Raw genomic sequence first — 13,071 nt, forward strand, 5'->3', positions numbered from 1 at the left:
TCCTTCCAGCAAAAAGGTCATTATATCGAGTACATGACAGATCAGCTAGGTGTTTATGCGGTTGTTTACAAGTCAACTGCAACCCCGCAGATGCAGGAGCAAGTGCAAGGAGCTAAAGCAGATGATTCTACTAAAGGTTCAGCCACTAAGTCAGCAACCTTACCAAGTACAGGCACAGCAACAGATTCAGCCTTCCTTCTCGGCCTTCTGTTAGCATTGACAGGATTATTCCTGATGAAGAAGAAGGAAGAATAAAAGGGCTCTTTGTCAACTATGGTGGTTTGATGATAAGTCGATTTATGGAGAGGATCTTTTGGTCTTCTCCTTTTTGATGTTCGGAATCTAAAATGCAGAGTCTGAAGTCTCTGAAATTGTGAAAAAGAAATCTTTACTCTTCTTGATCTTGTTACTTATTTATTGTCGTTCAAAAGCTATTTTTTCTACATGAAAGAATATTCATAATCTCTAATTTAAGTGTAGTAATCAGCGATTTACAAAAAATACTGTGCAAACCTTTTCACCGTTAAAAAAATCTGCTATAATAAGAGGGAGAACGAATACAGAGGAGAATATCATGTCAAAAAAAATTATTGGGATTGACCTTGGTGGTACATCTATCAAATTTGCAATTTTAACTCAAGAGGGTGAAATCCAAGAAAAATGGTCTATTAAAACTAATATTTTGGATGAAGGAAGCCATATTGTAGACGATATGATTGAGTCTATTCAGCATCGTTTGGAGCTCCTAAATCTATCAGCTGAGGACTTTGTCGGAATTGGCATGGGATCACCGGGTGTGGTTGATCGTGAGAAAGGGACTGTTATCGGTGCCTATAACCTAAACTGGAAAACCCTCCAGCCGGTAAAAGAGAAAATCGAAAAAGCGACAGGCATTCCATTCTTCATTGATAATGATGCTAATGTAGCTGCGCTTGGTGAGCGTTGGATGGGTGCTGGTGAAAACCAGCCAGACGTTGTCTTTATGACACTTGGTACAGGTGTTGGTGGCGGTATTGTTGCAGAAGGAAAACTGCTCCACGGTGTGGCAGGTGCGGCAGGCGAGCTAGGCCACATTACTGTTGATTTCGATCAACCAATCGCATGTACTTGTGGTAAAAAAGGCTGTCTTGAGACAGTTGCCTCAGCAACAGGGATTGTCAACTTGACTCGTCGTTACGCTGATGAATATGAAGGTGACGCAACTTTGAAACGCTTGATTGATAACGGAGAAGAAGTAACCGCTAAAACTGTATTTGATTTGGCAAAAGAAGGCGACGATCTTGCCTTGATCGTTTATCGTAACTTCTCACGTTACTTGGGGATTGCTTGTGCCAATATCGGTTCAACCCTTAATCCATCAACGATCGTTATTGGTGGTGGAGTGTCAGCAGCAGGAGAGTTCCTACTTGAAGGTGTTCGTAAAGTTTATGAAGAAAATACTTTCCCACAAGTACGCACCTCAACTAAATTGGCGCTGGCTACACTTGGAAATGATGCTGGCGTAATTGGAGCAGCTTCGCTGGTACTTCAATAGTTCTAATTACTTCCTCTCTTAGCATAGCTATAAGGAGGGCTAAAAATGAAGAGAAAAGTTGCATATTTTCTAATATTATTTCCCATTTTTCTTTTGATCCTATCCGCTTGCAAATCAAAGACAGAGGTTTTTCTGACCATATTGGATAGTCAGAATCAGCAAGTTTATCAGACGAATAATACCAAAACTTTGGATGAATTTGCAGACATTCTGGATAAGGTCGAATCTGAGGAAGATAATGAAGATGCCTGGGTTGATTTACCTGATGATGCAGAGGTTAATTATATCTATGATATTAGTGGCAGAAAGGGAGGAAGTGGTGTCAAATTCACGACCTACAAAAACTACCCCTATGTTACCATCTCAAATATTCCTGCTGTGTCAGATATTACCTTGAGATTGTCAGAAAAAGATGTGAATAAGCTCAATCATCCAGATGAATGGGTCAAATAAACTTTTCTCCTGCTAAACTTGGCAGGAGAATTTTTTTGAAAAATCTGCTATACTAAAGAAAGTTTAAGGATTCGGGAGACATCATGACTAAAGCAGATACGATTTTTAAAGAGAATATCAAAAAAATTATGGAGGAAGGCGTTTTCTCTGAAAATGCTCGTCCACGCTACAAGGATGGAAATGTAGCTAACTCCAAATATATCACTGGTTCTTTTGCGGAATACGATTTGAGCAAGGGAGAATTCCCAATCACGACTCTGCGTCCTATTGCCATTAAGTCTGCCATCAAGGAAGTTCTTTGGATCTATCAAGACCAGTCTAATAGTCTGGAACTGCTCAATGACAAGTATAATGTTCACTACTGGAATGACTGGGAAGTTGGCGATACGGGTACTATTGGCCAGCGCTACGGAGCTGTTGTCAAGAAGCATGATATTATCCATAAAATTCTCCAACAGCTGGAAGCCAATCCTTGGAACCGTCGCAATATCATCTCTCTCTGGGATTATGAAGCTTTTGAAGAAACAGATGGCTTGCTTCCATGTGCTTTTCAAACCATGTTTGACGTTCGGCGTGTAGATGGAGATATTTATCTGGATGCGACTCTGACCCAGCGCTCAAATGATATGCTGGTGGCTCATCACATCAACGCTATGCAATATGTGGCGCTGCAGATGATGATTGCCAAGCATTTTGGCTGGAAGGTCGGCAAGTTCTTTTACTTCATCAATAACTTGCACATCTATGACAACCAGTTTGAGCAGGCGGAAGAACTATTGCGTCGGGAACCTAGCGACTGTCACCCTAGGCTCGTGTTAAATGTGCCGGATGGGACCAATTTCTTTGATATCAAAGCAGAAGATTTTGAGTTGCTAGACTATGATCCGGTCAAACCTCAGCTCAAGTTTGATTTGGCTATTTGATTGTATTTTTCCTACTGAATGACAGTCAGTAGGTTTTTTAATTTTCAAGAGCAAATGATTGAAATATATTTTGTAAGTGCTATAATGACAGTAGATATATGTGTTTCGCTAGTGCCTATCTCGGAGGTATTGATATGGAAGCAAATTTTTTAACACATAGAAGCAGGAGAAAACTCTTTAGTCTGGGCATTTGCTTATTTTTGCTTGGCTTATCGATTTCTGTGACACCGATGGCTGTTGTGGGTGCGGATGAAGTCCAGCAGGCAGAGTCCCAACTTGAGCAAATAGCAGATTCTTCAGTGGAAGAAGATGACTTTCTGCAGCTTGTAGACCAAGGTTCGGATGGGGCAAATCAGGGAAAGAAATCCTATACGATTGATTTGCTTTGTCATGGAAAAGGCCCTAAAAACAAAGGGACCGAGCAAAGCAATGCTGATGCTTCAACTGAAGGTAAGTCAGTCAAAAGAGAGGGATGCGATATTGATCCCTTAGCGGATAAAAAAGAGGCTGCTACTGCTGAGCCTAAGAAGTCAGACTCAACGCTCTTGAACGTTTCCTTGTTTGGCCTTGTGGCTGCTGTTGTAGGATTTGTCTTTGTCAAAAAGATTAAGAAATAGTAATTTTCCTAGCAAACAAATAGTCGATAATCTTTTTGGTTATCGATTTTTTATCTGGATTAGCTGACAAAAATAAATAGATAGAAGTGATAGTCCAAACAAGTCTTTTTTAATAAATTTTGATAGAATAGAAATATCAATGTGAAGGATAGAGAAATGACGAAAAAGATTGCGGCGATTTGGGCACAAGATCAAAATGGTTTGATTGGCAAAGACCAAAGCTTGCCATGGCATTTACCAGCAGAGTTGAAGCATTTCAAAGAAATCACGACTGGACATGTGATTTTAATGGGTCGGGTGACTTTTGATGGCATGCATCGGCGCGTGCTGCCAAATAGAAAAACTCTGATTCTGACACGCGATAGGAATTATCAGATTGAAGATGAGCGTGTTTTGGTATTCCATGATCTCCCAGCGGTGTTGAAATGGTACCAAGAGCAAGAGAAGAATCTCTATATTATCGGTGGCGGCCAAATCTTTTCTTTATTTGAGCATGAATTAGATGAGGTGATTAAGACTGAAATCCATGCTAGCTTGGAAGGTGATACTTATTTCCCAACAGACTTTGATTTGACACAGTTCGAGGAAGTGAGTAGTCGCTTTCGACCCAAAGATGAAAAAAATGAGTATGATTTCACCGTAAAAATCCTCAAAAGAAAGGGTTCATAGGAATGGAAAGAAGTGTTTTTGGTTTTTTTACGGCCTTTTTATGTGCAATTTGTCTGATCTGTTCGCTTCAGACTTTTCGTAAAAAACGTTATGGATTGGCTATTTTATTTTTGTTAAATGCTTTTACAAATCTTGTTAATTCCATCCATGCTTTTTATATGACCCTCTTTTAAAATGTAAATAAAAAATTGAATTAGAAATTTAGAATGGGAGTAAAAAATGCCTACAAATCGTAATAATGAGATGATGGTATATTGTTCTTTCTGTGGAAAGAATCAGGACGAAGTCCAAAAAATTATTGCGGGCAACAATGCCTTTATCTGTAATGAATGTGTCGAGTTGGCGCAGGAAATTATCCGAGAAGAATTAGCTGAGGAAGTTTTAGCTGATCTTTCTGAAGTACCAAAACCGCAAGAACTGCTCAATATTTTGAACCACTATGTGATTGGTCAAGATCGAGCTAAGCGGGCTTTGGCTGTTGCTGTTTACAATCACTATAAGCGAATTAATTTTCATGACAGCCGCGAAGAGGATGATGTGGAGCTACAAAAATCAAACATCCTCATGATTGGTCCAACTGGATCTGGGAAAACCTTCCTGGCTCAGACCTTGGCGCGCAGTCTCAATGTTCCCTTTGCTATCGCGGATGCTACAGCTTTGACTGAAGCTGGCTATGTTGGTGAAGATGTAGAGAATATCCTGCTCAAGCTTTTACAGGCAGCTGATTTCAATATTGAACGGGCAGAACGCGGCATCATTTATGTGGATGAAATCGACAAGATTGCTAAGAAGAGCGAAAATGTTTCTATCACTCGTGATGTCTCAGGTGAAGGTGTTCAGCAAGCCTTGCTGAAGATTATCGAAGGAACGGTTGCCAGCGTCCCTCCTCAGGGTGGTCGGAAGCATCCACAGCAAGAAATGATTCAGGTTGATACCAAGAACATTCTCTTTATCGTTGGTGGTGCTTTTGACGGTATTGAAGAGATTGTCAAGCAACGTCTTGGTGAGAAGATTATCGGTTTCGGTCAAAATAATAAGGCAATTGACGAGGGTGCGTCATATATGCAGGCCATTGTCGCTGACGATATTCAAAAATTTGGGATTATTCCTGAGTTGATTGGTCGTTTGCCAGTTTTTGCAGCTCTAGAGCAGCTGACTGTTGATGACTTAGTTCGCATTTTAAGTGAACCGAGAAATGCACTAGTGAAGCAATACCAAACCTTGCTTTCTTATGATGATGTTGAGCTTGAATTTGACGAGGAAGCCCTGCAAGCCATTGCGAGAAAAGCCATCGAACGTAAGACAGGTGCGCGTGGACTTCGTTCAATTATTGAAGAAACCATGATGGATGTCATGTTTGAAGTGCCAAGTCAGGAAAATGTTAAGCTGGTTCGTATCACGAAGGAAGCAGTGGATGGCACAGACAAGCCAATCTTAGAAACTGCCTAGGGGAAGCTTATGGAAATCAATACACATAATGCTGAGATTTTACTGAGCGCAGCCAATAAATCGCATTACCCGCAGGATGATATCCCAGAAATCGCCTTGGCGGGTCGCTCCAATGTTGGTAAATCTAGTTTTATCAATACTCTGCTCAATCGTAAAAATCTAGCACGAACTTCAGGCAAGCCTGGTAAAACGCAACTGTTGAATTTTTTCAATATCGATGACAAGCTCCGTTTTGTGGACGTTCCTGGCTATGGTTATGCCAAGGTTTCGAAAACAGAGCGAGCTAAATGGGGCAAAATGATTGAGGAATACTTGACCAGTCGGGACAATCTGCGAGCGGTCGTGAGTCTAGTAGACTTACGCCATGATCCTAGTGCGGATGATGTGCAGATGTATGAATTCCTCAAATACTATGAAATTCCAGTTATTGTTGTGGCTACCAAGGCTGATAAAATTCCACGCGGTAAGTGGAATAAGCATGAAAGTGCCATTAAGAAAAAGCTGGACTTTGATAAAACTGATGATTTTATTATCTTTTCTTCAGTTGATAAAACTGGTCTTGATCAAGCCTGGGATGCGATTTTAGGCAAGATCTAGATGTTAGATTTTATCGGAATGATAGTTGAACTTTCAGAGTTTAAGATCATAGCCTGATTCCGTATGGGTTGGAGTCAGGTTATTTTTATCTTCAGTTTAGTCTGTATATCTTAGTGATAAGGCTCATTATGCAAGCCAAACGAGGAAGTTTTGCATGGAACAATCGTGGCTTGTAAAACTTATATTCGTAGAAGATCTAAAAAATGTCATATACTTGTAATTTATTGCTAATGTTATTTTGTTTTTAGTATGTTACAATAGTAGAATAAATATTGTATTTAGGAGAAAGACTGTGAAGAAGAGAATTTCAAAAGAAAGAAAAAGACTTTTGACAGGTTTGGCAGTGATGGCCTCAACCGTTGTCTTTGGTCTTGCTTTATCAAAGCAAATCAAGCCAGCAAGTGCAAATGATGCTGTTCAGCAACCATTGAACCAAACAGAATATTTCATTTCACAAATTAGTGAGCCAGCTCGCCAGTTGGCCCAGGATAATGATCTGTATGCTTCTGTGATGATTGCACAAGCTATTTTAGAGAGTGGTTCTGGCCAGTCTGGTCTGTCAGGATACCCTCACTATAATCTGTTCGGGATTAAAGGAGCTTATGCTGGTCAGTCAGCGACGATGGAGACCTTGGAAGAAGACGGTCAGGGCAATACCTACGCAATCAACGATCAATTCCGCTCTTACTCAAGCTACGCCGAATCCCTTCAGGATTATGTCTATGTATTAAGACAAAGTCACTTTGCGGGGGCTTGGAAGAGTAATGCCCCGACTTATCAAGACGCGACAGCGGCCTTGACTGGTGTGTATGCGACGGATAGTAACTACTATGCGAAATTGAACTATCTGATTGAAGCTTATAATCTGACTCAGTTTGATTCACCTAGCTATCAGACAGGAGCGTCTAATATGGTTTACAATCCTTACCGTGGACAATACACAACTCAAGATGTTCTGGAAACAGACCAAGCATGGGCATCACATAACTAGATAAGAAAAAAGAGATTGTAATAATCTCTTTTTTGCGTTTTACTAATGAAGTAGATGATCATTTCAAATAAGCAGATTTATTTATCTTTAGCAAAACTGACTAAGTTGCTATTTTAGAAAAGGCTTAAGGAGCAGGAATGGGAGCGTTTAAAGATTTACTTGAAAAGCAAGACATAATAATTCTAGATGGTGCTTTAGGAACAGAGCTGGAGAGGCGGGGTTATGATGTTTCTGGTCGGCTTTGGTCAGCCAAGTACTTGCTTGAGAGTCCTCAGATTATCCAAGACCTGCATGAGGATTATGTTCGGGCGGGCAGTGACATTATCACCACTTCCAGTTACCAGGCTAGCATTCCAGCTTTTGTCGAAGAAGGATTGAGTTTAGATAAGGCTCATGAACTCTTCAAAGAGACAGTCTTTTTGGCACAGGCAGCTGTTAAAAATGTCTGGCAGGGATTATCGCTAGATGAGCAGAAGCAGCGCTCTTATCCTTTGATAGCTGGATCGGTGGGACCTTATGCTGCTTACTTAGCTGATGGATCGGAGTACACAGGAGCCTATCACTTGAGCGAGGAGGAATTTAAAGACTTTCATCGTCCGCGCATTCAAGCCTTGCTGGACGCGGGTTGTGATTTATTGGCACTTGAAACGATTCCTAACGAAGCAGAAACCAAGGCGCTTGTTCATTTACTATCAGAAGAATTTTCGCAGGTGGAAGCCTATTTATCTTTTACTGCTCAAACGGCATCAGCGATTTCAGATGGAACACTAATAGAAGAAGCTGGGCGCTTGGCTCAGTCGAGTCCACAAGTATTGGCTGTCGGTTTTAACTGCACAGCTCCGCATTTGATTGCTCCTTTATTAGAAAAGTTAAAACAGGTGTGCGATAAGCCCTTGCTGTCCTATCCAAATTCTGGAGAAATCTATAATGGTGTGACCAATACTTGGCAGGACAATCCTGAGCAGCAGCTCTGTTTAACTGATTACAGTCAGCTTTGGAAGAAGCAGGGCGTTCTGCTTTTTGGCGGTTGCTGTCGAACTCGGCCAGAAGATATTGAGCAGTTAGCAAGTGGACTAAGAACTTGAAATGTAGTTTTCCAAATTCAATTTCAAATTTAGCAAAAAACTTACAGAAAACGCTTTCTAAAAATAGAAGTTTGTGATATACTGTACATAGTTTAACTTAGAGGAGAATTATTATGGTCGAATCGACATTTATTCCAAAAATAGAAGCAGCTTGTCGTAAGAAAGAAGGCTTGTTCGACACAAGTAAAGGGAAGTATGCTGTTCGCTCTATCTTTGCGGGGGCTTTTCTGACTTTCAGTACAGGAGCAGGAGCTATTGCGGCAGACCTGACAAATAAGATTGTCCCAGGAACAGGTCGCTTTCTATTTCCTTTTATCTTTGCTTGGGGATTGGCCTATATCGTCTTTCTGAATGCTGAGCTGGTGACTTCTAACATGATGTTTTTGACAGCGGGTACTTTCCTGAAGAAGATTGACTGGAAAAAAGCACTGATTATTTTGTTCTATTGTACTTTCTTTAACTTGATTGGGGCTTTGATTGCTGGTTGGCTTTTTGCTAATTCGGCGGCTTATGCGGGACTTAGCAAGGAAAGTTTCATTGCTGGTGTTGTGCAGATGAAGCTTGCTCGCTCCAATGAACTTATTTTACTTGAGGGAATACTCGCCAATGTCTTCGTTAATATTGCGATTCTTTCCTTCGTCTTGGTGAAAGATAGTACAGCTAAGCTTTTCTTGGTTATTTCAGCCATTTATATGTTTGTATTCTTAACCAACGAACACTTGGCAGCTAACTTTGCTTCTTTTGCTATCGTCAAATTTAGCTCGGCTGCATCACAGGTGGCAAATTTTGGTATTGGAAATATCCTGCGTCACTGGGCTGTGACCTTCGTAGGAAACCTGATTGGTGGTGGTCTCCTAATCGGTCTGCCATATGCTTGGTTCAATAAAAAAGAAGAGCATTATGTAGATTAAAATGTAGCCCTAGGGCTACATTTTTTTGAAGAAGTGACGCTCTGATTTCCGTCTAGATCTGCCTAAATTGACAAACATATAAAATTTTGTTAAACTTTATTAATATTTTTATATTTAAGGAGATCTTGATGAATAAACTTACTATTCAAGCACCAGATGGCAGCAATGTTAAGACTTTGTCACCTATGTGCTCTATTACAACCTTGCTATTTAACTTTTTCGTTCCTCTCTTTCGTAAAGACTGGAAATACTTTGGGATTATGATTGGCTCGCTGCTTGTATATGCTGTGATTGTAACGCTTCTTATCCCAGATGATTTCGTAAGACCTGCAGGATATGTCTACAACTTGTTTTGGGCCTTTTTCTATAATCGTCTTTGGATAAAAGACCGAGTTTTCACAGATGGCTGGGTGCCTGCTGACGATGCTAGTAAAGCCTTGCTTGACAAGACTTTTCCTAAAAATGCATAAAAAATTAAAAAGATTGCACAAAAAGCTTGCAATCTTTTTTTTCTTTTGCTATAATTATCCATGGTTTGAAAAAACTGCCTAAGACAGTAGGGGAGCTCGACTCATAAAAATCCTACCGAGGACAAAACGTATCATGTAAAAGAAGCGTATTGTACTTTCGTGTCTAGGTTTGGGCGCGTTTTTCTTTTAGAAAATTCCCCAAGCAAAATAATTACGGAGGTGAAACACTAAATGAGTGAAGCAATTATTGCTAAAAAAGCAGAATTAGTTGACGTGGTAGCTGAAAAAATGAAAGCCGCTGCATCAATCGTTGTTGTGGACGCTCGTGGTTTGACAGTTGAGCAAGATACTGTTCTTCGTCGTGAGCTTCGTGGAAGCGAAGTTGAGTACAAAGTAATTAAAAACTCAATCTTACGTCGTGCAGCTGAAAAAGCTGGTCTTGAAGATCTTGCATCAGTATTTGTTGGACCATCTGCAGTAGCATTTTCTAACGAAGATGTTATCGCACCAGCGAAAATCTTGAACGATTTTGCTAAGAATGCAGAAGCACTTGAAATCAAAGGTGGTGCTATTGAAGGCGCTGTCGCATCAAAAGAAGAGATTCTTGCACTTGCAACTCTTCCAAACCGCGAAGGACTTCTTTCTATGCTCCTTTCTGTACTTCAAGCGCCAGTTCGCAACGTTGCACTTGCTGTCAAAGCAGTTGCAGACAACAAAGAAGACGCAGCTTAATCTTAAGCTACGTAGCGTAGCCTAGCTACAAAAAATATTATAAAAATAAAAACTTATTTGGAGGAAATAACAATGGCATTGAACATTGAAAACATTATTGCTGAAATTAAAGAAGCTTCAATCCTTGAATTGAACGACCTTGTAAAAGCTATCGAAGAAGAATTTGGTGTAACTGCAGCTGCTCCTGTAGCTGTTGCTGCAGCTGGTGCTGCTGACGCTGGTGCTGCTAAAGATTCATTTGACGTTGAATTGACAGCTGCTGGTGACAAAAAAGTTGGCGTTATCAAAGTTGTACGTGAAATCACTGGTCTTGGCCTTAAAGAAGCTAAAGAACTTGTTGATGGTGCACCAGGTGTCATCAAAGAAGGCGTTCCAACTGCAGAAGCTGAAGAAATCAAAGCTAAATTGGAAGAAGCTGGAGCTTCAGTTACTCTTAAATAATCGTTTATCGATTGCTTAGGACTGAAAGCCTAGTATTAAAGCCTTTTCGTTGAGTTAAGGCGATTAAAAAATAGGAAGTTTGTTTGAAACAGTCCCGAAAACACCCCCACAAATTATTGTGGGGGTGTTTTGTATTTTTAGGAATAAAGTTTTTACATCAAGATTGAAGAGACTTCATTGAATTAGGGGACTTGGAAGGAATGTTCTAGTTTACTAAAGCTAATAAACTTTTATGTTATGATTTGACAGCGTTTACAATTTGATGTAATATCAATACTATAGGATAAACATATATTAATTTAAGGAGGAAACTAGAATGCAATTATTGATTGAACTGCAAAAAATTGATCAGTTTATCTTGCCGGTGAACTATAATTACCTCCTTCAATCGATGATTTATAATTTATTGAAAAATAAGGAAGACTTATCTGTACAACTTCATGAGAGGGGCTATCAGTTAGAGGATAAACATTTTAAGTTGTTTACGTTTTCATTGTTGCAAGGTCGATATAAAATGCAAGGAAAACGAATAGAGTTTCTTGATAAGGTGCGGTTCGAAATTAGAACGATTGATCAATCCATTTTATTCACTATTGCAGAGGCCTTGTCAAATCTAGATGAATTGCGAATTGGTCGAAATCTTGTAAAAATTTTAAATGTAAAAATTGGAGAGAAGAAATTGACGGGGACTTCTTATAAGATTCGGATGATTTCTCCCTTGGTGGTTCGTTCTACAAATGCTGACACCAAAAAAACATTGTATTACAATCCGTTTGATACGGAGTTTCATAGCAGAATCATGGAGAATTTTGAGAGGAAATATCAAGCTTTTTATCATAAAGTACCGACAGGTAGATTTGATATAGAGCCGATAAATTTTTCTTTAAAAAATAAATTTGTTACCAAATACAAAGACTTTCTCATAACAGGTTGGAGAGGAGAATTTGAGATAAGAGGAGATGCGGAGATGTTGGATTTCCTCTATCAAGTCGGGATTGGTGAGAAGAATTCGATGGGATTCGGAATGTTTGTGATTGAAGAATAGGAGGATAGAGTGGATATGGAATTTAGGAATAGTAAGTTAGAACTTGACTTAAAATGTCATGCGCCGATCATTCATTTCCAACCGGAAGAAGAAGGAGCTACTTTGCGTGCTAGTGAAGTCAAGCCAAAATTTGATCGGTACTTGATGAAGAAAGTTCCAAGTCTGAAAAAACGTTTCAAAAATCAGTCTTTAGCCTATAAAATGAAGTTTATTGACGATAGTCCTAGTATTGTTTATAAGAGTAAAAAAAATGAAGATAAATTTGATAATAAGACAAATAAAAAAGAAGGCAACTTCGAATTATACTTTGCTAGAGATGGAAAACGCAGAGTAGAAACAAATCCTACAATGATTATTACTTGTTTTGATATAGAACTTCAGAATTTGATTATAGATCATATTAAAAATTTTTTTATAGTGACAAATTTTGAAGCTGCGCAAGGAAAAGGATATGGTAGTTTTACTGTAAATGATAAGGAACAAGATAAACAGGATTATCAGAGTAATATTGAAGCAGTTCTAAAGGAGGAGTTTGGATTAAAGACTATTTATAAAATGGATTTTAGGCAACAATGTAGTAAGTTGGGGTTCTCAAAGAGGATAAAAGTGATTTTTGAGAATATTGAGAAGTTCTATAAAATAATTAAGAGTGGCTATAATTACAAAGGAAAATATGCAAGAAGTGCTTTGTTTTATTATATGCATGATAAAAATATTGGGAATGAAAAAGCTGCCTTAAAGGATAAAATAATAGAAAAACCTTTTGGAACTAGCCCCTACCACCTTAATCAACAGACACATAGCGAAAAATATGTTCGAGCATTGCTGGGGCTATCTTCTTTCTTATCATTTACAGATATTAGAAAAAACACTAAAAAAGAAGAGAAAGATATTTCTGTGAATATTGATATTATGCATGAATCGAATAAGAATGAAGAAAATATTGAACGATTTCCTTCACCAGTAACTTTTAAAGTAATAAACGATATTGTTTATATTATTCCTAAACAGGGATGGTATAAATATATTTTAAACAAGAAATTTAAATTTAAATATAAGGTATCGAAAAAAATCCCGAGAAGCTGGACGAGTGACATAGAATATGAAAAAATTTTAATAAGTAAGCCTAAAACAACGGAAATAGAGTTTATAAG

Annotated in this window: 16 protein-coding genes and 1 other annotated feature; all 16 genes read left to right on the forward strand. The window is 38.9% G+C overall.

Going from position 1 to position 13,071, the window contains the following annotated elements; genetic code table 11:
- Positions 1 to 255: LPXTG cell wall anchor domain-containing protein (locus D8797_RS09770; protein WP_125380494.1), on the forward strand; the 255-nt coding region annotated here is incomplete at its 5' end.
- Positions 256 to 574: 319 nt separating this feature from the next.
- Complete coding sequence (locus D8797_RS09775) at positions 575 to 1,534, forward strand: ROK family glucokinase (RefSeq protein WP_125372335.1); 960 nt, start codon at positions 575 to 577, stop codon at positions 1,532 to 1,534.
- Positions 1,535 to 1,579: 45 nt separating this feature from the next.
- Complete coding sequence (locus tag D8797_RS09780) at positions 1,580 to 1,987, forward strand: hypothetical protein (RefSeq protein ID WP_125380495.1); 408 nt, start codon at positions 1,580 to 1,582, stop codon at positions 1,985 to 1,987.
- A gap of 83 nt (positions 1,988 to 2,070) precedes the next feature.
- Positions 2,071 to 2,910 carry a thymidylate synthase gene (locus tag D8797_RS09785; RefSeq protein ID WP_125380496.1) on the forward strand — a complete coding sequence of 280 codons (840 nt, stop codon included), beginning with the start codon at positions 2,071 to 2,073 and terminating at the stop codon, positions 2,908 to 2,910.
- A 134-nt stretch (positions 2,911 to 3,044) separates the two neighbouring features.
- Positions 3,045 to 3,527 (forward strand): hypothetical protein, encoded by a 483-nt coding sequence (locus D8797_RS09790; protein ID WP_125380497.1) that lies wholly within the window; start codon positions 3,045 to 3,047, stop codon positions 3,525 to 3,527.
- Positions 3,528 to 3,683: 156 nt separating this feature from the next.
- Positions 3,684 to 4,196 (forward strand): dihydrofolate reductase, encoded by a 513-nt coding sequence (locus D8797_RS09795; RefSeq protein ID WP_125380498.1) that lies wholly within the window; start codon positions 3,684 to 3,686, stop codon positions 4,194 to 4,196.
- 219 nt (positions 4,197 to 4,415) lie between these two features.
- Positions 4,416 to 5,645, forward strand: a complete 1,230-nt coding sequence (gene clpX, locus D8797_RS09805) for an ATP-dependent Clp protease ATP-binding subunit ClpX (RefSeq protein ID WP_005589758.1) — start codon at positions 4,416 to 4,418, stop codon at positions 5,643 to 5,645.
- Positions 5,646 to 5,654: 9 nt separating this feature from the next.
- On the forward strand, positions 5,655 to 6,242 hold the full coding sequence (yihA, locus tag D8797_RS09810; protein WP_005589759.1) for a ribosome biogenesis GTP-binding protein YihA/YsxC: 588 nt from the start codon (positions 5,655 to 5,657) through the stop codon (positions 6,240 to 6,242).
- A 292-nt stretch (positions 6,243 to 6,534) separates the two neighbouring features.
- Positions 6,535 to 7,233: a glucosaminidase domain-containing protein gene (locus tag D8797_RS09815; protein ID WP_125380499.1), complete on the forward strand. Its 699-nt coding sequence runs from the start codon at positions 6,535 to 6,537 to the stop codon at positions 7,231 to 7,233.
- A 137-nt stretch (positions 7,234 to 7,370) separates the two neighbouring features.
- The gene (gene mmuM / locus D8797_RS09820) at positions 7,371 to 8,318 is read left to right on the forward strand and encodes a homocysteine S-methyltransferase (RefSeq protein ID WP_125380500.1); all 948 of its coding nucleotides are present in this window, start codon (positions 7,371 to 7,373) and stop codon (positions 8,316 to 8,318) included.
- A gap of 113 nt (positions 8,319 to 8,431) precedes the next feature.
- Positions 8,432 to 9,229 (forward strand): formate/nitrite transporter family protein, encoded by a 798-nt coding sequence (locus D8797_RS09825; protein WP_005589763.1) that lies wholly within the window; start codon positions 8,432 to 8,434, stop codon positions 9,227 to 9,229.
- Positions 9,230 to 9,357: 128 nt separating this feature from the next.
- Positions 9,358 to 9,699, forward strand: a complete 342-nt coding sequence (locus D8797_RS09830; RefSeq protein ID WP_125380501.1) for a hypothetical protein — start codon at positions 9,358 to 9,360, stop codon at positions 9,697 to 9,699.
- 59 nt (positions 9,700 to 9,758) lie between these two features.
- Positions 9,759 to 9,893, forward strand: a sequence feature (ribosomal protein L10 leader region).
- Positions 9,894 to 9,930: 37 nt separating this feature from the next.
- Positions 9,931 to 10,431: a 50S ribosomal protein L10 gene (gene rplJ / locus D8797_RS09840; RefSeq protein ID WP_001287273.1), complete on the forward strand. Its 501-nt coding sequence runs from the start codon at positions 9,931 to 9,933 to the stop codon at positions 10,429 to 10,431.
- Between the two features lie 72 nt (positions 10,432 to 10,503).
- Positions 10,504 to 10,872, forward strand: a complete 369-nt coding sequence (gene rplL, locus D8797_RS09845; protein WP_001196964.1) for a 50S ribosomal protein L7/L12 — start codon at positions 10,504 to 10,506, stop codon at positions 10,870 to 10,872.
- 316 nt (positions 10,873 to 11,188) lie between these two features.
- Positions 11,189 to 11,917, forward strand: a complete 729-nt coding sequence (cas6, locus tag D8797_RS09850; protein WP_125380502.1) for a CRISPR-associated endoribonuclease Cas6 — start codon at positions 11,189 to 11,191, stop codon at positions 11,915 to 11,917.
- 15 nt (positions 11,918 to 11,932) lie between these two features.
- Positions 11,933 to 13,071, forward strand: a 1,139-nt coding sequence (locus D8797_RS09855) for a hypothetical protein (RefSeq protein WP_514132998.1), incomplete at its 3' end; no start/stop codon positions are given.

The sequence above is a fragment of the Streptococcus cristatus genome, from assembly GCF_003944225.1.
Lineage (GTDB): Bacteria > Bacillota > Bacilli > Lactobacillales > Streptococcaceae > Streptococcus > Streptococcus cristatus_K.